Source organism: Soehngenia longivitae, from assembly GCF_004684055.1.
In the GTDB taxonomy this organism is placed as follows: domain Bacteria; phylum Bacillota; class Clostridia; order Tissierellales; family Tissierellaceae; genus Soehngenia; species Soehngenia longivitae.
The window spans coordinates 18,249-40,405 of the sequence record NZ_SRIB01000010.1; the positions used below are offsets into that span (position 1 = coordinate 18,249).

Below are 22,157 nucleotides of genomic sequence, written 5' to 3' on the forward strand. Positions count from 1 at the left end.
CGGTTTAATTAATCACTATATCCTGCTTTTTTACTCCTCACTCCACTACTTTTTCTAGTATCCCTTGATTTCATTTGATCAAGCTTCTCGCTACTATCTTTTAAGTACATGTTTAACTTATCTTCAAACGATAAATTTTTCTGTCTTTCGTCAGACTTATGCCAGTCAATGTCTGCTGGTTTTGATGTCTTAGGTTTTGCTTGTCTAATAGACAGACTGATCTTCCCATCATTTGAGATTGATAAGACCTTTACTTTGACTTTTTGGTCTTTTTTTAAATAATCTGATACTTTTTCTACGTATTCGTGTGAAACTTCAGAAATGTGTACCAAACCACTCTTTCCATCTGGTAGCTCCACAAAAGCTCCAAAACTAGTAATACCTGTTACAGTACCCTCAACTATTTCTCCTACAGATAGGGGCATAAATTAATTCTTCCTCCTTAGATTAATAATATACGTTAAGTATATATCAGGATTTATTAATTGTCAATCTATTATCTTAAATCAACGTCTCTAATTGAAACACTAAGCTAAACAAGCGTTTAATATTAGCAAATATTGATTATTTTTCTTGTAATCAGATTTCTGTGTTGACTTAAATATTATTTTAGGTCTAATCATTTGTTTAAAAAATCTTTTTCATCAATCTTATTTTTATCAATATATATTATTTCTCTTGGTTTTACTAACCCGTATTCATCTCTTGCTACTTTCTCTACAAATGACAGAGTTCCGCTTTGTTTTATTTGAGCATCTAAGTCCGTGATCTCATTGTTTAATTCTGCTATTTCTGACTCTAATTTATTTTTTTGAAGCGTAAGTTCTTTTTGCATATTTTTTTGATTAAAAAAAGTTACAGTAGTGTATATGATCATCATTAGAATGAGTAGATGATGAATTCGGAATCCTTTTTTCTTAATCTTTTTTTTCCTTTTATTCTTAGACATATAATCACCACCAAAATATTATATATAGAATTATCTCACTTTTCTAAATTAATATCAATATCTATTCTATTATTTTATACATTTCTGTTGCTTCAGCTTTAGAGACATTTTCTTTTGCGTTTAGTACCTCAATTTTCAAGTTTTTATTTCCAAATCGTATTTCTACTATATCATTAGGCTTCACTTCATCTCCAGCTTTCGCAGTTTTACCATTTATATAAACTCTACCACTATCACAAGCTTCTTTGGCTATTGTCCTTCTCTTTATTATCCTTGAGTCTTTAAGAAACTTATCAATTCTCATGTTTTCACCCCTGTGAAAAAAATCAGGTCATAGACCTGATTTTTTATTTCTTTTTACCTTTTTTAGTTACATTTACACTTTCTTTAAGAGCTTTCCCAGCTTTGAAAACAGGTGCCTTTGAAGCTGGAATCTTTATTACTTCCTCAGGATTTCTTGGATTCCTGCCTTCTCTTTCTTTTCTTTCTCTTACTTCAAATGTTCCGAACCCAACTAGTTGAACTTTGTCTCCTGCAACTAGAGCTTCTTCTACTGATTTCATGAATGCATTTAATGCTAATTCTGAGTCTTTTTTTGTGAGATTGCTCTTTTCTGCAATGCTAGCTATTAATTCTGCTTTGTTCATTTTTACTCCTCCTTTAAATTTTACTAATTTTGAGTAATTATTTAGTTGTGTCATTTAAGCGACTCTTTGCTTGTTCCCACAATTCATCTAATTCTTCTATAGACATCTCAAGCAACTTTCTACCTTTTTCTTGTGTCAATTCCTCGACTACCCTGAACCTATTTATAAATTTATCTGTGGCTCTGTGTAGAGCAATCTCAGGATCGACTTTCAAAAATCTTGCTAAATTGACTATGGAAAACAATAAATCCCCTAATTCTTCTTCATAGTGTAATGAATCTTTTTCTCCATCTTCAATAAGCTCCAGTACTTCATCATATTCCTCTATTACCTTTTTAATAGGACCATCTATATTATCCCAATCAAATCCAACTTCTGAAGCAAGTTTTTGCACTTTCTTACTTCTAATTAGCGATGGTAATTTAGGAATATTCTCCATTCTACCAGACAAAGTATTGATTGATCGAGAACTATACTTTATCATATTCCAATTATATACTACTTTATCAGGATTTACCAGCATTTTTTTTGAAAAAACATGAGGATGTCTTGTAATTAACTTACTAGCAAGATTTGTTGTAACATCAATTAAGTTAAAATAGCCATTTTCAGAAGCAATCTGCGTATGTAATAGCACTTGGAGCATTAAATCTCCTAGTTCTTCAGCTAAGTGATTGAAATTTTCTTCTTCTATAGCTTCTACTACCTCGTATGCTTCTTCGATTAAATTTTCCCTTAATGTAAAATGATCTTGAGCTCTATCCCATGGACAGCCATTTTCTGAACGCAAGATTTTAACAATATCCACTACGTCATTGAAATCATATATGCTAATTTCATCTTTGTTTATTTTTGAAACTGCTAATGTAGTCAATGCTCCTATGTTCTTAGATTTATCGATATCCATAACTTTTATTTTTTCAATGATTTCTTTATCTTTTACGCCTGCGAAGTGTACTAAAATGACTTCATACTCATCACCATAAACTTCAGATAAGACTAGCTTAACTTCAGAGGCTATTCTCTTATTGTATAATTGACAGATGATTAGGTTTGAATTCACATCTAATTGTGTTGATTTTATTTCAATAGCATCGATTATTTTCATTCCATCAATTGGATCTATTTTAAGAGCTATTAAAATTGGTTCAATAAAGCTTTCGCTTGGAACTATTTCAATCTCAACATTTTCCTTAGGCGCTTTTTCTAGTAAATAAGATACTGTTTTTTCTGCTACCATAGGATGCCCTGGAACGATATAGTTAATCTCATCGTCAAACTCTAACTCATTAAATAATATATCTACTATTTTCTCATATACTTTTTCAAAGCTCAGCTCACTCTCGTATATATAATCCATACTTTTAAATGGTATTTTTTTGTCATAAAAATACTCAATTGTAGGGTGATTGATAGTTCTTAGTATGTTTTTATGTCCCTTTTGGATTTTCTCAACTGCTCCTAATGTCAAAGAATCTATTTTCCCACTCCCAAGACCTATTATGTTGATTTTTTTCATTATAACCTCCAACTACAGATATTTATCTGCTATAGCTAATATTTTTTCATTTTTTGTCATCAATAAAATGTCATCTTTTGTGATAGTTTTTGTAATGAATAATGCAAAGACATAAGATATAACTCCTAATATAACAGCTACCAATGTAGATATCGTATTACCTGCTAATAGATGCACTAAGTAGTATCCTAAAGCAGCAAATATAGCCATTATAACGGAAGAAACAAATGGTTTTATGAATATATCTTTTAAGTCAAAATGGGTTTTTCCTCTTGTCATTACATATTTTAAATTTAGGACTGATGCTATTGCATAAGCTGCAACAGTACTTATTGCTGCACCGATGATGTTTACTGAAGGTATAGCGGTTAATGTGTAAGTAAGTATTACTTTAGCCAAAGCACCAATAAATAAGTTTCTTACAGGTATGAAAGGCTTCCCGAGGCCTTGAATAATGGCTGTTAAAGACTGAACTAAGGTTAAAAATACGACCCCCAAAGATAAATATCTAAGTATCCTCCCTGTACTTACTATAACCTGTTCAGTGTTATTAAAGTACAAAAGCCTAATTATCGGTTCGGATAGAACAAATAATCCTAATGCGCATGGCAATCCTATGAGCAAAGTTATCCTTATCCCCGATGATATTGTATCATTTAATTCCTCCCTTGAGTCCCTTGCTTTAAATGATGAAATAGCAGGTACTAAACTCATTGCAATCGCCATTGAAAAAACTTGAGGTAAATTAATTAAAGTTTGAGCCATTCCCTTTAACTGACCGTATAAAGCATTTGACTGTTGTTGGGTGAACGAAATTGATTGAAGTCTCCTTAAAACCAAACTAGCATCTATTGCATCCATTATCGGTGCGATAGCAGATCCAATAGTGATTGGTATAGCAATTAGTAGTATATCCCTTATTATGCTTTTTGCAGGATATTCTTTAGCTTCTATTGATATGAAAGCTTCTTTTTTTAATGTGTTCCTAAATAAATAATATATAAAAACGATACAAATTGTTCCAAATATTGCTCCAACAGAACCACCTAAAGATGCACCTCCTGCAGCTATTGGTATGCCTCTGTCTAGCAATATCACAGTTAAGGTTAGCCCAAACACAACTCTGAATAGTTGTTCTATAATTTGGGATAAAGCTGTGGGAACCATGTTTTGTCTTCCTTGAAAAAATCCTCTAAAAGCTGACATTATTGGTACAAATAATAGAGCCGGTGTCAATGCAATTAGAGCATAGTATGCATTGGGATTCCCGAGAAAACCCACTATTTTTTTAGCAAATATTAAAAGCACAGCCGACGTTACTACGCCAGCAATCGCCATTACAGTTAGCGCAGTCCTAAATACTTTTTGTGCATTTAAAAAATCTCCTAACGCTCTCTTTTCAGACACTATTTTGGCTACAGCTACTGGGATTCCTGATGTTGATATAGTAAGCAATAATACATAAAATGGATAGGCAGTCTGATAATACCCCATTCCCTCAGCTTTAATTATATTAGATAGAGGAATCCTATAAACTGCACCTAGTATTTTTACTATAACCCCTGCCATCCCTAAAATAGCAGCGCCTTTTACAAAGCTATTTTGTTTAGACATTTATTTATCCTCCTGGCTTGATTACTCTATATCATCATAATAGTCTTTGATCTTTGATTTATCTCTTAGTTCTGTTAAATACTCAATATATTTTTTGTCTTTTATTTCTAATGTCACATCATCTCTTAATTCATCTAAATTTTCTTTTACATCCGTCAATTTAATAATGAAAAAACCGTTGGTAGAAGCGATAATATCACTGAACTCTCCTACTCCTAGCTCTTTTACATATTCGTCTAAAACTAAATATTCTCCTTTTTTAATGTATCCAATATCTCCTCCATTTATTGCGGAAATGCTGTCTTTAGATTCTATTGTAGCTATTTCTTCAAATTTCTCTCCACTTTTTAATTTATCTAAAATCTCATTAGCTCTTTCTTCATCTTCTAAGTAAATTTGACTTAGTCTGTACTTAATTAAATTGTCCTTATGTTTATTATAATACTCTTTTATCTCAGAATCACTTATACTTAAAGTTTCAGTATAATAAGTTTTGTGCTTGTTTATCATCAATTCTGCTTTTTGCATCCTCTTTGCATCTTCCCAGCTCATTCCTATTTTTTCAATAAATTCGCCAAATTCATCTTTCACATCATTTAAAGATTCATTCATATATTCTTCTAGCTCTTTTGAGTCTATACTCAATCCACTTTTATTAAAATCTTGTTCAATGATTTTTTCAAGTATAATCTTATCGAATACATCTCTTTTTAAAGTATCTTCATACGTTTTTCCATCTGATGTTTTTTCGTAAAGTGCGTCTTCTCCATTTTTATATACAAAAAAAGATTTGTAAATTTCATATTCTTTATTATATTCAACAATAGATATCTCTTCTCCATTTACTATTGCCGCTACTCCTTCTTTGTTAGTCGAACATCCTGTAGTAAAGTAAATAATCAAAAATGATATTACTAGTACTGTTATTATTCTAATCTTTCTCAAATAATCACTTCCTCAGCTATTTTTTGATTATTGTTAAGCATATCTATTATTTCAATTAATTCCAGAGTAGCGTTTAATATGTCGTTTTTTAGTCTAATTGTAATGTTAGCATCCTTTGTTAAGCTAAATAATATATTGTTTTTATATTTATCTGTCAAGAACGAAATGATGTCTAGAGAAATATTATTGGCATTTACAAAATTAACCTTTATACCTCTATCAATTTGTTGAATGCTGATTATATTATTTTTGCTTGCAAGATATCTGATGTAAGAAATAGTCATTAAGTTTAATACTGGTTTTGGAATATCTCCAAATCTATCTATAAGTTCATCAGTTAGTTCTTCAATATCCTCTTTATTTTCAACAGAAGATATTTTCCTATATATTTCGATTCTCTGTTCCTCTTCTTCAATATAAAATGAGCTTATATATGCATCTAGTTTTAAATCTACTGTTGTATCAATCTTTTCTATTACATTAACTCCTCTTACTCTTTGCACTGCTTCTTGTAAATATTTGATGTACAAATCATAACCAATGTTTTCAATATGTCCGTGTTGACTAAGTCCAAGCAAATTACCTGCCCCTCTGATTTCTAAATCTCTCATTGCAATCTTAAATCCAGCACCAAACTCTGTGAAGTCTTTAATTGCTTTTAGTCTTTTTTGTGCTACTTCGCTTAAAACTTTATCTCTTTGATACATCAAATATGCATAGGCCAGTCTATTTGTCCTTCCTACTCTACCTCTAAGCTGATAAAGCTGAGATAATCCAAACTTATCTGCATCATGGATTATTATTGTGTTAACATTTTGAATGTCCATACCCGTTTCAATGATTGTAGTGCAAACTAAAACATCAACTTCATTGTTTATAAAATCTATCATGACATTTTCTAGCTGTCTTTCTGTCATTTGCCCATGTGCTACACTAAAGCTTGCCTCTGGTACTAGTTGTTCAAGTTCATAAGCCATCTTATCAATAGACTCCACTCTATTGTATACATAGTAAACTTGCCCTCCTCTTGATACCTCTTTAAGTATTGCTTCTCTAATTAAGGATTTATTCAATTCGGAAACATATGTTTGTACTGGGTATCTTTCCTCAGGTGGCTCATCTATTATAGACATATCTCTAATTCCTATTAAGCTCATATTTAAAGTTCTTGGGATAGGTGTTGCACTTAAAGTCAAACAATCTACATTCTCTTTAAGCTTTTTTAAAGCTTCTTTGTGTTTAACTCCAAATCTTTGCTCTTCATCAATTATCAAGAGTCCTAAATCTTTAAATACAACATCTTTTGATAAAAGCCTATGTGTTCCTATGACAATGTCCACAGATCCTTTCCTGATCATTGATAAAGTGTTTTGTATTGTCTTAGTGCTACTAAATCTGCTCAATATTCCAATCTTTACAGGGAAATCAGAAAACCTTTCAATCGCAGTATTGTAATGTTGTTGCGCTAATATAGTTGTCGGGACTAATATTGCTACTTGTTTACCATCCATTACAGCTTTAAAAGCAGCTCTTAATGCGACCTCTGTTTTGCCATACCCTACATCTCCGCATAGAAGTCTATCCATAGGCCTTTTCTTTTCCATATCAGCTTTAATTTCCTCAATTGCCCTCAATTGTCCTTCTGTTTCCTCATATGGAAAACTATCTTCAAATTCTTTCTGCCATGGCGTATCAGGTGAAAATGCATAGCCTTCTATATTTTCTCTCTTCGCATAAAGTTCAACAAGATCTTTTGCCATTTCTTCAATAGCTTTTTTAGTCTTATTCCTCTTTTTAACCCATTCTATGCTATCAAGGCTGTTTACTTTAGGTAAATTAGCATCATTCCCCACATATTTTTGAATCATATTCATCTGTTCTATTGGCAGATAAAGTTTATCCTTACCCCTATATGCAATGGAAAGGTAATCTTTTTTTACACCATCAACATCGAGTTGTACTATACCTAAATATTGGCCAATACCATGGTTTTCATGAACTACATAATCACCTTCATTCAAGTCCCCTAATGATATAGCATCACTCGATTTTGTTTTCTTCTTTCTAGCTTTTTTTGCTCTTTTGTTGTTGCCCAATATATCTTTATCGCTAATTAGCGTGAATTTCGCATTTTCGTATTCAAAGCCTTTTTCTAAGCTCCTAGGAATTATAAAAACCTGAGATGACTGAATTAAATTATTTTCATCTCCAATTAAAGTAACATTGATCGAAGCATCATTAAGTTGAGTTTTCAATCTGTTAGCCCGTTCTATAGTTCCAGAAAAAATCAATGTTTTATAGCCACGATACATATACCTTTTTAAATCTTCAACAAAAAAATTAAAGTTATTAGCATAAAATGAGGCTTGTTTTGCTGAAATCTGATAGATTGCTTTTGGAGGAAAATCATCATCTGGCTTCAAGAAAAAACTTTTGGTGATTATATTTTTATCTTTTAAGACTTTGACAAATTTTGAATAATCGCAGCTTAAGTTCAAGTGCGTTTGAAGCACTTCTCCAGTTTCAAATAACTCTAATAGATTTGAATTACTTATGTCTTTATTTACTTTTATTTTCTCTTCTATGCTTTTTATTTCGTCTATTAAAACTATACTGTCAAGATCAAAATAGTCTGCTAGATTGCCTTTAATGTTTTCATCTATATAAGGCAAAATTAAATCTAAATTAGCCAAATCATTGTTTTCATTTAAGCTTTCAATTATTGGATTAAATTTATTTAGAGCAATTTCACTTATCCTTAAATTTTTGGATTTACTGGTATATTTGCTCAAATCTTTTTTTAAATTTTCAGCTATATTTTTCTTCTGAGATTTAGATAAAATAATTTCTTTTGAAGGAATGATTTGTATTTTTTCTAAATTATTAATTGTCCTCTGGGATAAGACATCAAAATACCTTATGGAATCAATTTCATCATCAAACAGTTCGATTCTTAAAGGATTTGAATAATTTGGCGAATATACGTCAACAATCCCGCCTCTTATGCTAAATTGACCTTTTCCCTCTACTAAGTTTACTCTCTCATACCCCATCTGAACTAATTTATTCTGTAAAGAGTTTAATTCTACAGTACTATTTAAATCTAAAGTTATTGTAGTATTTTCAAAAACTTCTCTTTTTATAATTATGTCAAATAAGCTTTGTGCGCTTAACGTCAAGATTATTTTTTCATTATTTACTAATCTATAAAGTATCCTCAATCTTTCATGTGTCGTTTGGTTGCTCAGTGCTTCTATATCATAAAATATCATTTCTTTCTTTGGAAAATACTCTACATCTGCATGACTTGACATAGCTCTTATATCTTCTGCTAATTTTCTAGCGTTTGTTTCTTCTGCTGTTATGACAATTATCTGTCTATCTAAATGTCTATTTAGAGCATATGCTAAATGCAAGATATTTTCTTCAATCAATCCATGAATCATAATTGGAAATTCTTTTTTTACTATACTCTCATTTAATTTTTTATATGAATCTAAGTTCATTAATGGATCAATTAATACATCTCTCATGCTATCCCTCTTTAACACCTTAAGCCCAGGCGTTACCTGGGCATGTAAGTTAATTATTATATAAATTCATTGCTTTATCAATTCCGTCTTTTATAAATACTTCTACTGCATCACAAGCTAGTTTTATGGAATCTTCAATCTTTACTTTTTCTTCCTTAGTAAAATCACTTAAAACAAAGTCTGCTAAATCCCAACCTGATGGCTTTTTCCCAACACCTATTCTAATCCTTGGAAATTCAGTGTTATTTAATTCTTTAACCACAGATTTCATTCCGTTATGAGTCCCACCAGAACCCTTTTTTCTAATTCTGATAGATCCAAAATCTATATCAATATCATCATATATTACTAATAATTGTTGAAGAGGTATCTTATAAAATGATACTGCTTTTTTTATGGCAATTCCACTGTTGTTCATATATGTTATAGGCTTAAGTAAAAGTACTTTTTCCCCATATATATTTATTTCTTTAGTTAAACTTTCAAATTTAATTCTATCTACATCAATATTGTTTCTTCTAGCTAGTTCATCAATGACCATATAACCTATATTATGTCTCGTATTAATATACTCACGGCCTGGATTACCTAGCCCGGCAATGATTATCACCGAACCATCTCCTTAAATTAATTGAAAATTATGCTCACTGATTGATTGCTATTAATTCTTTTAATAGCCTCAGCAAACAGAGGTGCGACACTTACAACATCGATTTTATCAATTTTTGCTAATTCTGGTAATGGTATAGTATCTGTAATTACAAACTTCTCCATAACAGAATCGTGAATCCTTTCTATAGCCGCCCCTGAAAGTACTCCATGTGTTGCACAACCATATACTTTTTTAGCGCCAAAACTCTTTAATACGCTTGCAGCTTTTACAACTGTTCCAGCAGTATCTGCAATGTCATCTACTAATATTACATTTTTACCCTCAATATCTCCTATCACATTCATAACCTCAGATACATTTGCTTTTGGTCGCCTTTTTTCTATAATTGCTATTGGAAGATCTAAAATATTAGCAAAAGTTCTAGATCTAGTTACACCTCCTAAATCAGGTGATACTATCACTGTGTCCTCATCTATTATGTTTTTAAAGTAATTTGCTAACAATGGTATGCCTGATAAATGATCTACCGGTATGTCAAAATATCCTTGGATCTGGCCTGCGTGTAAATCCATTGAGACAACTCTATCCGCCCCTGCAACAGTTATTAGATTTGCAACCAGTTTTGCAGTGATTGGTTCTCTAGCTTTAGTTTTTCGATCCTGTCTAGCATATCCATAATAAGGAATGACAGCATTTACCCTACCTGCAGAAGCTCTTTTTACAGCGTCAATCATGATTAATAGCTCCATTAAATTGTCATTTACAGGTGAGCAAGTTGGCTGTATGATAAAAACATCCGCACCCCTAACAGTTTCTCTTATGTCAACATTTATCTCGCCATCACTAAAAGTTGATACTTCGCAATCACCTAGTCTGGTATCCATGTTCTCACATATTTTTTTAGCAAGCTCTTTATTTGCATTGCCACTAAAAACTTTAATCTCCCCATAGCAAAGATTCATTACAATATCCTCCTAGTTATTTGTGGTTTTTTAATCCCTTTTTTTCAACCCATCCTGGTATGTTTACCTGTCTTGCTCTAGCTATTGAAAGATCACCTTCATTTACATCATCAGTAATAGTTGAGCCTGCTGCAACATAGCCATTTTTTTCTATGACAACAGGAGCTATTAAATTTGAATTACTTCCAATAAAAGCATTGTCTTCTACAGTAGAGCGAAATTTATTTTTACCATCATAGTTTACAAAAACTACTCCACATCCTATATTTACGTTTTTACCTACATCTGCATCTCCAACATATGATAGATGTGCAGCTTTGGAGTTGTCACCAATGTTAGAGTTTTTAATTTCAACAAAATTACCAATTTTGACATTGTTCCCAATCTTACAATTAGGCCTTAAATGAGCATAAGGACCTATATGGCAATCGCTCCCAATTGTACTTGATTCAATAAGTGTTGACTCTATTTCACACCCATTGCCTATTACGCTATTAACAATTCTCGTGTTGCCAACAATTTTACAGTCCTGCCCGATAATCGAATTAGTTTCGATTATAGCTCCCGGATAAATTACTGTATCATATCCAATAATCACATTTGGTTCAATATATGTGTTATCTGGATCTACTATAGTTACTCCATTGTCGAGGTGAAATTTATTTATTCTCTTTTGCATTATTTTAGCGGCTGTCGCAAGTTGCTCTCTACTATTTACGCCTGAGATCTCTTCACTGTTATTTATCTTGAAAGCACTCACCTTTAAACCCTCAGAATTTAATATCTCAATTGTATCAGTTAAATAGTATTCATTCTGTTTGTTTTTATTGTCTATTTTCCCCATTGATTCTTTCAAAGCTCTACCGTTAAAACAATAAATTCCAGAATTTATCTCTTTTATTTTTTTCTCATCAAAAGTTGCATCTTTATCTTCTACTATTTTTAGTAAATCTCCATTTCCTTTACTTATTATTCTACCATAACCAGTAGGATCTTCAAGTTCTGTAGTTAATACAGTAGCATAACTTTTAGTATTTACATGATATTCAATAAGACTACTTATGGAATCACTCGTAACTAGAGGCGTATCTGCGCATAAAACAATAACGTTGTCGTTATCTTCTACTTCATCAATAGCTCGAGATACTGCAAAAGCAGTTCCATAAGAGCTTTTCTCATCAACAGGCTGCTCTTTAATGATTACGTCAAAATCTTTCAGATACTCCACGAGTTCTTCTTTTTTGTGTCCAACAACAACGATTATCTTATCCATCCTTGAATTATCAGCTGCTTCTATGACATATGATATCATAGGTTTGCCGCATATTTTATGTAAAACTTTTGCATGTCTAGATTTCATCCTCTTGCCTTCTCCTGCAGCAAGAATAATTCCAATATTCAATCTATCACCACCTTTTGTTTTTTCCTCTTTATTTATTTTAACCCAAAAAATAAATAAGTCCATAAAAATTTGAATAAATAATTGATGAGATTGACGTCAAAAAAAGTAAAAAAGCCTTAAGGCTTTTTTACTCGTTAGCTTCGGCTGCTTGTGAATGTTCTTGTGCCAAAGTTTTTTCATACTCTTCAAATACTGCTTCCTGGATTTTTTGCCTTGTGGTGGCATTAATTGGGTGAGCGATGTCTCTAAATTCACCATCTGCCATTTTTCTGCTTGGCATAGCAATGAATAACCCATTTTGCCCTTCTATGACTTTAATGTCATGAACTACAAATTCATCATCAAAAGTCACAGATACTATTGCCTTCATTTTACCTTCTTCTGTTACTTTTCTTACCCTTACGTCTGTTATCTTCATAGTCTCACCACCTTCCTTGACGAAACAATCACATTCAAATATATATATTCTAATTTTTTTGAAAAATACCTTTATTTTATATAAACTTTAAAAAAGTATTTAATAATTATTTCATTGTGGTATAATTTATCCGAATAATAGCTAATAAATAAAAGATAAAAAATGCTATATATTGATTATATACATATTCAGGGGGAAAGTAAATGTTTGAATTTAATATATATGAAAAAATTTTCAAAAAAATTCATTTTATTGGAATTGGTGGCATAAGTATGAGCGGTTTAGCAGAAATACTATTTTATAAGGGGTTTACGGTGACAGGTTCAGATGCAAAACAAAGCAAAGTAACTGATCACTTAGAAAGTATTGGCATAAAAGTATTTATTGGTCATGATGCTAAAAATATAGATAATGCAGATTTAGTCATTTACACAGATGCTGTTTCAAACGATAATGTAGAATTAAATGCATGCATTGATAGAAAAATACCATTGATTGATAGAGCTACTTTTTTAGGGTCATTGATGAAAAACTACAAACAAAGTATAGCAATATCAGGAACTCATGGGAAGACAACAACTACCAGTATGCTCGCTACAGTACTCAATTTCTCAGAGTTAAATCCAACAATGTTAATTGGCGGAAATTTAGATGATATCGGTGGAAATGTTAAATTAGGTTCTGATGATTTAATCTTGACTGAAGCTTGCGAATATAAGGCAAATATCTTAAAATATTTTCCCACAATTGCTGTAATCTTAAATATTGATGAAGATCATTTAGATTATTTTAAGGGGATTGAACATATAAAAGAAACTTTTAAGGGATACTTTAAAAACATCCCAAAAGATGGATATTTAGTAGTTAATACAGATGATGAAAATATCAATTCTATATTGAACAGTGCTAATTCAAATATAATTACTTTTGGAATCAAAAGTGATGCTTTAATAACCGCAAAGAACATTGAATATGATGTGCATGGAAATCCATCATTTGATATTTATAAAGAACATAATTTGGTAGGAAATTTAAAATTAAACGTGATGGGAGAACACAATATATTAAATGCATTGGCTACTTATTGTGTGTCTAGCTTGATAGGAATAAAAGATGCAGATATATTTAATAAATTATCTCATTTCAATGGAGTTCACAGAAGACTTGAGTACAAAGGTTTGTTAGGAGATGTGAAAATAATTGATGATTACGCCCATCATCCCACCGAGATAATGGCTTCTTTAAAGGCTATTAGAAAATCAACTAAAGAAAAAATATATTGTGTATTTCAACCTCATACTTTTACGAGGACAAAGATATTGTTAGATGGTTTTTCAAAAGCATTTGTTGATGCAGACAAAGTTATTATAGCTGATATTTACGCTGCTAGAGAAAAAGACTTAGGAGAAATCCACTCTAGAGACCTCACGGAAAAAATCAAGCTTTCAGGCATTGACGCAATTTACTTAGGTTCATTTAAAGAAATCGAGGATTTTCTATTAAACGAAGTCTCTGACCACGATATAATAGTTACAATGGGTGCAGGAAATGTTTATGAGATAGGTGAAGATCTATTGAAAATCAATGAAACTCCAAATATTAAGCAAATAATTGTTTAAAAAACCCAAGTAGAAGAATTTCTACTTGGGTTTTAATTATTAATATGCTTTTCTAATATTCAAAGAAACCTTTCTTAGTTTTTCTCCCAAGTAAGTTTCCACGTACCATCTTTCTTAATAAAGGATGTGCTCTATATTTAGAATCTTTAAATTCTTCATATAATACATCCATGATAGCTAAGCATACATCTAATCCTATTAAATCTGCCAATGCTAAAGGTCCAATAGGATGATTAGCGCCTAATTTCATTGCTTCATCAATATCTTTTGCTGTTGCGACTCCATCAGCCAATATACCAACAGCTTCGTTTATCATAGGTATTAAAATTCTATTAACTACAAATCCTGGCGCTTCCTCGACCTCTACTGCTACTTTGTCAAGTTCAATTGCCAATTCAAATATGGATTTCTTAGTTTCTTCGGAAGTAGCAATGCCTTTAATTACCTCAATTAATTTCATGACAGGGACTGGATTGAAAAAGTGCATTCCTATAACTTTATCAGGTCTGTTTGTAGCATTAGCAATTTCTGTAATTGACAATGAAGATGTATTTGTCGCAAGGATAGCTTCTTTTTTGCAACCTCCGTCTAATTTCTTAAAAGTCTCTTTTTTAATGTCCATATCTTCAGAAATCGCTTCAATAATTAAATCACAGTCTTTTAAATCATCATAAGATGTAGTTATGGATATCAATGATAGAGCTTTCTCCATATCCTCTTTCGACATTTTCTCTTTTGTCACTAATTTACCAAAAGCTTTTTCTACTGGTGCGATGCTAGCTCTCTTGTTATTTTCATCAATAGATCTAACCCATACTACAACTTCATATCCTTTTTGTGCAAATACTTGCACAATTCCTAAAGCCATAGTACCTCTACCTAATACTCCTACTTTTTTCATTTTGCGCCTCCATTATTTACCCTTAAACTGAGGGTTTCTTTTTTCTACAAATGCTCTCATACCTTCTTTTTGATCCTCTGTAGCAAAACAAAGCCCAAATAGGTTTTTCTCAATCTCCATACCAGTCTCAATATCCACTTCGGCACTTCTGTTTATTGAGACCTTTGAATATCTCACTGCAGGTTGTGCTTTTTGTGCTATTTTATTAGCCATGCTCATCGCTTCATCCATAAGTTTATCAGCTTCTACAACTTTGTTTACCAATCCAATGCTAAGAGCTTCTTCTGCTCCTATTACATCAGTTGTAAAAATTAATTCTTTAGCTTTTGCAATCCCAACTAATCTTTGAAGTCTATTTGTTCCACCAAAGCCAGGTGTAATTCCTAACCCAACTTCAGGTTGCCCAAATTTAGCATAGTTTGAAGCTATTCGAATGTCACAAGCCATTGCTAATTCCAACCCGCCACCTAATGCATATCCATTTACAGCAGCAATTGAGGGTTTTTCACAAAGCTCAATCTTTCTAAATACATCAAGTCCAGCTTGTGCGAACCTTCTAGCTTGTGCTGAATTTAAGTCTTTCATTTCTAAAATATCAGCACCTGCAACAAAGGCTCTTCCTTCACCTGTCACAATGAAAACATTCACTTCTTCATCGTGGATTAGTTCGTCCACTGCTTTAGAGATCTCTGATAAAACCTCTGTGTTTAAAGCATTTAAAGCATTTTGCCTATTGATAGATAGAATGCCAATAGCCCCATCTTTTTTTAATATGATGTTTTTGTAATCCAAGCTATCCCTCCTCTTTGTTTATAATATAACAAAGTTTGTTAATTTTCAACTTATTTTAATAAATTATTCTGGTTTCCCTAATAATTTAAACATATTCTTCTTATACATCTCAACTCCTGGTTGATCAAAAGGATTTATTCCTTGAATATAGCCTGAAATTGCACAAGCTTTTTCAAAGAAGTAAATTAAACTACCCATATTGTACTCATCAAGTCTGTCTAATTCAATCACTAGATTTGGTACATCTCCTTTTACATGAGCTTCTAGTGTTCCTTCGAATGCTTTTTCATTAACGTAACTGACAGTTTTTCCTGAAAGATAATTCAATTTGTCTAGGTCCATATCTTCATACCCTATAGTCAAATCTTTGTTTAACTCTTTAATTATTAAATTAGTTTCAAAAATATTTCTCTTTCCATCCTGAATCCATTGACCCATAGAATGTAAGTCAGTTGTAAAATTTACACTAGCAGGATAAATTCCCTTTTTATCTTTGCCTTCTGATTCTCCATAAAGTTGCTTCCACCATTCTGATACAAATGACAAAGATGGTTCATAATTAGTCAATATTTCTATATCTTTACCTTTTCTATTTAATATTTGTCTTGAAGCAGCATACATATAGCATTCATTATCAAATAAATTTTCATTTGTGTAAATCTCTTCTGCTTGAAAAGCCCCTTTTAATATTTCGTCAGTGTTTATATTCGAAACAGCTATTGGCAACAATCCTACTGGGGTCAGTACTGAGTATCTTCCACCAATATCATCAGGAATGACAAAAGTTTCATAGCCGTTTATGTTCGCCAGTTCTTTTAATGAACCCCGACTTTTATCAGTAGTAGCTATAATTCGTTTTTTTGCTCCTTCTTTACCATACTTATCTTCCATGAATTTTTTAAAAAATCTAAATGCAATTGCTGGTTCGGTTGTAGTCCCTGACTTAGAAATTACATTTACATAAACTTCTTTGTCTTTGATGATTTCAAATAAGTCAGATAAATATTTTCCAGATAGGTTGTTACCTGCAAATAATATCTTTGGAGCACTTCTCTTATCATCTTCAATTAGATTGTAAAAACTGTGATTTAAAGCTTCTATAACTGCACGAGCTCCAAGATATGATCCACCTATGCCTATAACTATTAAATAGTCAGCATTGTTTCTAATTTCTTCAGCTTTCATTAATAATCTATGATATTCATCGTGGTCAAAATGTAAAGATAGATCAAGCCAACCTGTAAACTCACTCCCTTGAGCAGTTCTATCGTGAAGCATTTTATGAGCTATTCTTATCTGATTTTCCATATATTTATATTCATGTTCTGTTATAAATGAATTTGAATGATTAAATCTAATTCCCATATTTTCCTCCTTTATTTGACTTCTACCAATACTAAAGCATAGTCATCTTTTTGTTCTCCCCAACTGTGAACAATAAATTTCTCCTCTATTTGTTGTAATAAATTATTAGGGTGATTTTTAACTGTTTCAAGAACACCCTCTATTCCAAATTGATTTCCATTATAATCCATAGCTTCAGTTATTCCATCGGTATATAAAAGTATTTTGTCCCCATAATTTAATTGCTCTATTTTTTCTTCATAATTCATCTCATCAAATAAAATAGTAATTGGATACCCTTTTATTTTTAATGGATTGACATCTTTGTCATTAAATTTTATGGGATAGCAATTATGCCCTGCATTTGAATATGAAAAAGTGTTTTTTGTTCTGTTGTAGATGCCATAAAAAATAGTAAAGTATTTATCCGGTTCTAACCCGAATGCTAAAAATCTTTTATGAAGCTCTAATAGTGCTAATGAAGGACTCTTTATCTCATCTTTTATATCTCTCATCATCTGTTTTATAAACATAGTGAGCATAGAAGCAGCTATCCCATGTCCTGCTACATCACTAATATATATCCCTATATTCTCGTCATCTATGTGGAACACATCAAACATATCTCCGCTTAACATCTCTGATGCTTTATATATATATTCGATATTCAAGTTTTCGAACATCCCTTGCCTAGGAAGTATCTTTTCTTGAACTTTCTTTGCAAATTTTAAATCTTCACTTATGAGCTTATTTCGTTCTAACAATTCTAATTCTAGCTTTCTTTCGCGTGTAACATCTCTAAACACTTCAACTGCAGCTACAATATCTCCATCTGTGTTTCGAACTGGTGAACTTTTTACGGAATAGTATCTTCCATTTACTATCTCCTCTTTTTGGAAAGTTTCCCCAGAAAATATGCTTTTTAAAGTGATGCAATTTATACATCGTTCATCTTTATTTAATATTTTATAACAATTAGAACCAACTATACTCTCTCCGAGATCTCTTTTCATAGCTCTATTTGCATAAATCACTATTCCGTCTTTCGATACAACTCTTACCCAATCAGCCATGCCATCTAAAACTTGATAATTGAGTATACCATGTTGAAACATTGTTAGTTTATCACCTATTTTATTATCGTTATCTATCACAAAATCACCCCACGGTCTAGAAACTATCCCTCATAATCCACTTTTTGTTGCTCATCTTCTAAATACCTAGCTAAAGCATAAATGCAATCTGATAATCTATTAACATATTTTATTAGTTTCTCATCAACATAATCCTGTTTTGATAGTGATATAATTCTTCTTTCAGCTCTTCTGCAAATAGTCCTAGCTACATGCAGATGAGCAGATTGTTTATTTGACCCTGGAATGATAAACCCTGTTGGATTGTTTATCCTTTGCATGTATTCATCAATTACTTTTTCAAGAAAAGTTATATCATCATCTTTAATTCTGTATTTAATTTTTTCTTGATCTATTGTCGCTAGATTAGAAGCCACAACAAAAAGCTTGTTTTGAATCTTAAATAAAATATCCTTTATATTTTCATCCTCAATATAGTTCTTAGCTAACCCAATAAAACTGCCAAGCTCATCAACAGTACCATAACTTTCAACTCTAATGTCGTCTTTATAAACTCTTGTGCTGTCAAATAACGAAGTTGTGCCTTTATCTCCTGTTTTAGTGTAAATTCCCATATTATCACCTTTCCTTTATTGGTTTAGGCCCAAAGAATTGATAATAATCAACCTTTATCCTTCCATTGTATAACTTCCTCTTGCGATCTGCTCTTTTTCCAAAATAGCGTTCAAAGTCCTCGTCATTTGTGATTACGTATATTGACCATTTATCTAGTTCTCTAAATTTATTCCCAAAGTCTACATATAATTGTCTAACTTCATCATCATTTCCCATTCTCACTCCATACGGAGGATTTGTTATTAAAACTCCATACTCATTTTTTATGTCGACATCTCTCATGTCTTTTACAAAAAAAGTTATCTCTTCTTCAAGTCCTAAATTTGCCAGATTATCTCTTGCAATTAGTATTGATTTCTTATCAATGTCACTTCCCATTATTCTTAGTTTGGAATCATGATTTATTAAATTTCTTGCTTTAATTCTTTCTGCTTTCACAATTTCTTTAGGGAAAACTTCCCATTCTTCAAAGTCAAATTTCCTATCTAAGCCCGGTGCAATATTTTTACCAATTAATAAAGCCTCAATAAGTATTGTCCCAGAGCCACAAAACGGATCGTATAAGAGCCTTTCATTGTTCCAATAGCTTAGCATAACTAAACTTGCAGCAAGTGTTTCTTTTATAGGGGCTAAATTTGCTCTATTTCTATACCCTCTTTTATGAAGTCCATCTCCAGAAGTATTTAAAGTAAGTGTTGCAATATCTTTATTAATTGACACTTCCACTTTAAATCTTGCTTTAGATTTAGAAAACCACTCCACATCATAATTTTCTTTTAGTCTTTCAACTATTGCTTTCTCGACTATACTCTGGCAGTCAGAAACACTAAATAGTTTTGAATTTAAACTCTTCCCAGAAATCATAAAATTGCCATCTATATCTATCCATTCTTCCCATGGAAGCTCTTTCGTTTTGTCAAATAATTCAGTAAAAGTCAAAGCTTTAAATTCTCCTACTTTTATAGATATTCTCTCTGCAGTTCTCAACCATAAATTTAACTTTACTACGTCAACCATTTCACCTTTAATCGTTATCCTGCCATTTTCAACTAAAAATTCATCATACCCTAGATCGAGTAATTCTCTCTTTGTTAAAGCTTCTAATCCAAAAGTGGTTGAAGCTATTATATCGAATTTTTTCAATTAATCCCACCTCATATATATATTATACTTAAAAAACTATTTTATTCCATTTATATTTGTTAAAATAAATTTTTTTGGGTATATAAACAGAAGAATAATTTTAATAGGAGGGATATTATGAGTATAGGAGCTTTTTATCAAACAGGTGATTTTAAAGGGGAAAAACACGTACCTGTAATACATGCACCAGAAGTTGTCAAAAAAGGAGAAAAAATAGAGGTTAAAGTACTTATTGGTGAAGAAATACCTCATCCTAACACATTAGAACATCACATATCATGGATTAAACTGTATTTTAGACCAGAGGGAGCTAAATTCCCTATTGAGCTAGGCACTTATGACTTTAATGCGCATGGAGAATCTGAACTGTTCACTGAACCATGTGTTATATCCGTATTTAGTACCACACAACCAGGTACATTATACGCTACAAGCTATTGCAATATACATGGCTTATGGGAAAATGCAATAGATATAAAAGTTGAGTGATATTAGACTTGACAACGAACTATTTATATATTAGTATGGTGTTAATTGAAAATTAGACAATGAAGGACTTTAGTAGAGGCTCTGATAAGCTTTTAGAGAGCTAGTGTGTGGTGAAAACTAGTAGCTATCAAGCATTCGAATTACAATCTGGAGTTTTAAGGGAAATCACACCATACGTGTAAGAGGCTTTAAGCAAATTAAGGTGGTACCACGGGTCTTCTCGTCCTTTAGATGAGAAGGCCTTTTTATTTTTATAAGGAGGGATTTATTTGGAAAATGTTTTTGATATTCTAAGCGAAAGAGGATATATTGACCAAGTAACACACGAAGAAGAACTGAAAGAATTGCTTGGCAAAGAATCTGTGACTTTCTATATAGGGTTTGATGCAACTGCTGACAGTCTAACATTGGGTCATTTTTTACAAATCATGGTTATGACTCATATGCAGAGAGCTGGACATAAACCAATAGCACTTATAGGCGGGGGAACTACAATGATAGGTGATCCGTCTGGTAAATCTGACATGAGAAGGGTATTAACTAGAGATATAATAGATTACAACGCAAATAAGTTTAAAGAGCAACTATCGAGATTTCTGGACTTTTCATCTGGAAAAGCCATAATGGTTAATAATGCAGATTGGTTATTAGAACTGAAGTTTGTGGATTTCATGAGAGAAATTGGTGTTCATTTTTCAGTAAATAGAATGTTAACCTTTGACTGCTATAAAAACAGGCTTGAAAAAGGTCTTACATTTTTTGAATTTGGCTATATGTTAATGCAAAGTTATGATTTTCTTCACCTTTACAGGCATCACAATTGTAAACTTCAACTAGGCGGTAGTGATCAATGGTCAAACATAATAGGCGGCTATGAATTAGTAAGAAAACTTGAAAATGACACAGTTTATGGAATGACATTTCAACTATTAACCACAGCTTCAGGTAATAAAATGGGCAAGACTGAAAAAGGTACTATTTGGCTTGACAAAGAGAAAACTTCTCCTTTTGACTTTTATCAATACTTAAGGAATACAGATGACAGAGATGTTAAAAAGTTCTTGTATTTATTGACCTTCTTGCCTAAAGATGAGATAGAGGATTTGACAAAAGAAGGTGGCGAAAGTTTAAACAAAGCGAAGGAAGTTTTGGCTTATGAAGTGACTAAAATGGTTCACGGCAAGGAAGATGCAGATGCTGCCTTGAAAGCTGCTAGAGCTTTATTTGCAAATGGAGAAGATGAAGATACTATCCCTCACACTACGATGGATAAATCAATATTTGACAATGGAATGAATATTGTTGATTTATTGTATGATATTAAATTGATTAAAACAAAAAGTGAAGGAAGAAGATTGATAGAACAAGGCGGAATAAGTCTAAATGGTATTAAAGTGGAATCAATCGATAAATTAGTAACATTGTCAGATTTTGCCGATGACAAACTAATGATTAAAAAAGGAAAAAAACAATACCATCAGATTCGAATATAATGTGGATATTTCCACATTATATTTTTTATTAGTATTTGATAAATAAGTGTCAATTTAAGATTTTT

21 protein-coding genes are annotated in these 22,157 nt (G+C 31.8%); 3 read left to right on the forward strand and 18 right to left on the reverse strand.

Annotated elements, in window-relative coordinates; all coding sequences use genetic code 11:
• Positions 1 to 8: 8 nt before the first annotated feature.
• The 12 genes from E4100_RS07435 to spoVG form a co-directional block, all read right to left on the reverse strand.
• Positions 9 to 425 carry a S1 RNA-binding domain-containing protein gene (locus E4100_RS07435; RefSeq protein ID WP_135271411.1) on the reverse strand — a complete coding sequence of 139 codons (417 nt, stop codon included), beginning with the start codon at positions 423 to 425 and terminating at the stop codon, positions 9 to 11.
• Between the two features lie 194 nt (positions 426 to 619).
• Positions 620 to 949: an FtsB family cell division protein gene (locus tag E4100_RS07440; RefSeq protein ID WP_135271412.1), complete on the reverse strand. Its 330-nt coding sequence runs from the start codon at positions 947 to 949 to the stop codon at positions 620 to 622.
• Positions 950 to 1,010: 61 nt separating this feature from the next.
• Positions 1,011 to 1,253 (reverse strand): RNA-binding S4 domain-containing protein, encoded by a 243-nt coding sequence (locus E4100_RS07445; RefSeq protein WP_135271413.1) that lies wholly within the window; start codon positions 1,251 to 1,253, stop codon positions 1,011 to 1,013.
• A gap of 43 nt (positions 1,254 to 1,296) precedes the next feature.
• Positions 1,297 to 1,596, reverse strand: a complete 300-nt coding sequence (locus E4100_RS07450) for an HU family DNA-binding protein (protein ID WP_135271414.1) — start codon at positions 1,594 to 1,596, stop codon at positions 1,297 to 1,299.
• Positions 1,597 to 1,633: 37 nt separating this feature from the next.
• Entirely contained in the window at positions 1,634 to 3,115 is a 1,482-nt protein-coding gene (gene yabN / locus E4100_RS07455) for a bifunctional methyltransferase/pyrophosphohydrolase YabN (protein ID WP_135271415.1), read from the reverse strand.
• A gap of 12 nt (positions 3,116 to 3,127) precedes the next feature.
• The gene (locus E4100_RS07460) at positions 3,128 to 4,729 is read right to left on the reverse strand and encodes a putative polysaccharide biosynthesis protein (RefSeq protein ID WP_135271416.1); all 1,602 of its coding nucleotides are present in this window, start codon (positions 4,727 to 4,729) and stop codon (positions 3,128 to 3,130) included.
• A gap of 21 nt (positions 4,730 to 4,750) precedes the next feature.
• Positions 4,751 to 5,674 carry a peptidylprolyl isomerase gene (locus E4100_RS07465; protein ID WP_135271417.1) on the reverse strand — a complete coding sequence of 308 codons (924 nt, stop codon included), beginning with the start codon at positions 5,672 to 5,674 and terminating at the stop codon, positions 4,751 to 4,753.
• A complete protein-coding gene (gene mfd / locus E4100_RS07470; protein WP_135271418.1) occupies positions 5,671 to 9,207 on the reverse strand; it encodes a transcription-repair coupling factor in 3,537 nt (1,178 codons plus the stop codon). The genes E4100_RS07465 and mfd overlap by 4 nt, the downstream gene beginning before the upstream one ends.
• 49 nt (positions 9,208 to 9,256) lie before the next feature.
• Complete coding sequence (pth, locus tag E4100_RS07475; RefSeq protein ID WP_135271419.1) at positions 9,257 to 9,817, reverse strand: aminoacyl-tRNA hydrolase; 561 nt, start codon at positions 9,815 to 9,817, stop codon at positions 9,257 to 9,259.
• A 17-nt stretch (positions 9,818 to 9,834) separates the two neighbouring features.
• Entirely contained in the window at positions 9,835 to 10,782 is a 948-nt protein-coding gene (locus tag E4100_RS07480) for a ribose-phosphate diphosphokinase (RefSeq protein ID WP_135271420.1), read from the reverse strand.
• Positions 10,783 to 10,798: 16 nt separating this feature from the next.
• Positions 10,799 to 12,184, reverse strand: a complete 1,386-nt coding sequence (gene glmU, locus E4100_RS07485) for a bifunctional UDP-N-acetylglucosamine diphosphorylase/glucosamine-1-phosphate N-acetyltransferase GlmU (RefSeq protein ID WP_209315313.1) — start codon at positions 12,182 to 12,184, stop codon at positions 10,799 to 10,801.
• A gap of 127 nt (positions 12,185 to 12,311) precedes the next feature.
• On the reverse strand, positions 12,312 to 12,602 hold the full coding sequence (gene spoVG, locus E4100_RS07490; RefSeq protein WP_135271422.1) for a septation regulator SpoVG: 291 nt from the start codon (positions 12,600 to 12,602) through the stop codon (positions 12,312 to 12,314).
• 203 nt (positions 12,603 to 12,805) lie between these two features.
• On the opposite strand from spoVG, the gene murC reads away from it, so the two are divergent.
• Positions 12,806 to 14,221, forward strand: a complete 1,416-nt coding sequence (murC, locus tag E4100_RS07495) for a UDP-N-acetylmuramate--L-alanine ligase (RefSeq protein WP_135271423.1) — start codon at positions 12,806 to 12,808, stop codon at positions 14,219 to 14,221.
• A 52-nt stretch (positions 14,222 to 14,273) separates the two neighbouring features.
• On the opposite strand, the gene E4100_RS07500 is transcribed toward murC, so the two are convergent.
• The 6 genes from E4100_RS07500 to E4100_RS07525 all read right to left on the reverse strand — a co-directional run bounded on the left by E4100_RS07500 (position 14,274) and on the right by E4100_RS07525 (position 20,110).
• Positions 14,274 to 15,122, reverse strand: coding sequence for a 3-hydroxybutyryl-CoA dehydrogenase (locus tag E4100_RS07500; protein WP_135271424.1), 849 nt, complete (start codon positions 15,120 to 15,122; stop codon positions 14,274 to 14,276).
• Positions 15,123 to 15,134: 12 nt separating this feature from the next.
• On the reverse strand, positions 15,135 to 15,914 hold the full coding sequence (locus tag E4100_RS07505; protein WP_135271425.1) for an enoyl-CoA hydratase-related protein: 780 nt from the start codon (positions 15,912 to 15,914) through the stop codon (positions 15,135 to 15,137).
• A 63-nt stretch (positions 15,915 to 15,977) separates the two neighbouring features.
• Entirely contained in the window at positions 15,978 to 17,279 is a 1,302-nt protein-coding gene (locus tag E4100_RS07510; RefSeq protein WP_135271426.1) for a glucose-6-phosphate isomerase, read from the reverse strand.
• An 11-nt stretch (positions 17,280 to 17,290) separates the two neighbouring features.
• Positions 17,291 to 18,412, reverse strand: coding sequence for a SpoIIE family protein phosphatase (locus tag E4100_RS07515; RefSeq protein WP_245196376.1), 1,122 nt, complete (start codon positions 18,410 to 18,412; stop codon positions 17,291 to 17,293).
• 23 nt (positions 18,413 to 18,435) lie between these two features.
• On the reverse strand, positions 18,436 to 18,966 hold the full coding sequence (locus E4100_RS07520) for a cob(I)yrinic acid a,c-diamide adenosyltransferase (protein ID WP_135271427.1): 531 nt from the start codon (positions 18,964 to 18,966) through the stop codon (positions 18,436 to 18,438).
• A 4-nt stretch (positions 18,967 to 18,970) separates the two neighbouring features.
• Entirely contained in the window at positions 18,971 to 20,110 is a 1,140-nt protein-coding gene (locus tag E4100_RS07525) for a THUMP domain-containing class I SAM-dependent RNA methyltransferase (RefSeq protein ID WP_135271428.1), read from the reverse strand.
• A 117-nt stretch (positions 20,111 to 20,227) separates the two neighbouring features.
• Between E4100_RS07525 and E4100_RS07530 the strand changes: the two genes are divergently transcribed.
• Positions 20,228 to 20,599, forward strand: coding sequence for a class II SORL domain-containing protein (locus E4100_RS07530; protein WP_135271429.1), 372 nt, complete (start codon positions 20,228 to 20,230; stop codon positions 20,597 to 20,599).
• A 269-nt stretch (positions 20,600 to 20,868) separates the two neighbouring features.
• Positions 20,869 to 22,092, forward strand: a complete 1,224-nt coding sequence (tyrS, locus tag E4100_RS07535) for a tyrosine--tRNA ligase (protein ID WP_135271430.1) — start codon at positions 20,869 to 20,871, stop codon at positions 22,090 to 22,092.
• The last annotated feature ends 65 nt before the right edge of the window (positions 22,093 to 22,157 follow it).

Coding starts and splice junctions, on each gene's coding strand:
- E4100_RS07435 (WP_135271411.1), bottom strand. CDS start 425: ATGCCCCTATCTGTAGGAGAAATAGTTGAGGGTACTGTAACAGGTATT.
- E4100_RS07440 (WP_135271412.1), bottom strand. CDS start 949: ATGTCTAAGAATAAAAGGAAAAAAAAGATTAAGAAAAAAGGATTCCGA.
- E4100_RS07445 (WP_135271413.1), bottom strand. CDS start 1,253: ATGAGAATTGATAAGTTTCTTAAAGACTCAAGGATAATAAAGAGAAGG.
- E4100_RS07450 (WP_135271414.1), bottom strand. CDS start 1,596: ATGAACAAAGCAGAATTAATAGCTAGCATTGCAGAAAAGAGCAATCTC.
- yabN (WP_135271415.1), bottom strand. CDS start 3,115: ATGAAAAAAATCAACATAATAGGTCTTGGGAGTGGGAAAATAGATTCT.
- E4100_RS07460 (WP_135271416.1), bottom strand. CDS start 4,729: ATGTCTAAACAAAATAGCTTTGTAAAAGGCGCTGCTATTTTAGGGATG.
- mfd (WP_135271418.1), bottom strand. CDS start 9,207: ATGAGAGATGTATTAATTGATCCATTAATGAACTTAGATTCATATAAA.
- E4100_RS07480 (WP_135271420.1), bottom strand. CDS start 10,782: ATGAATCTTTGCTATGGGGAGATTAAAGTTTTTAGTGGCAATGCAAAT.
- spoVG (WP_135271422.1), bottom strand. CDS start 12,602: ATGAAGATAACAGACGTAAGGGTAAGAAAAGTAACAGAAGAAGGTAAA.
- murC (WP_135271423.1), top strand. CDS start 12,806: ATGTTTGAATTTAATATATATGAAAAAATTTTCAAAAAAATTCATTTT.
- E4100_RS07500 (WP_135271424.1), bottom strand. CDS start 15,122: ATGAAAAAAGTAGGAGTATTAGGTAGAGGTACTATGGCTTTAGGAATT.
- E4100_RS07510 (WP_135271426.1), bottom strand. CDS start 17,279: ATGGGAATTAGATTTAATCATTCAAATTCATTTATAACAGAACATGAA.
- E4100_RS07520 (WP_135271427.1), bottom strand. CDS start 18,966: ATGGGAATTTACACTAAAACAGGAGATAAAGGCACAACTTCGTTATTT.
- E4100_RS07530 (WP_135271429.1), top strand. CDS start 20,228: ATGAGTATAGGAGCTTTTTATCAAACAGGTGATTTTAAAGGGGAAAAA.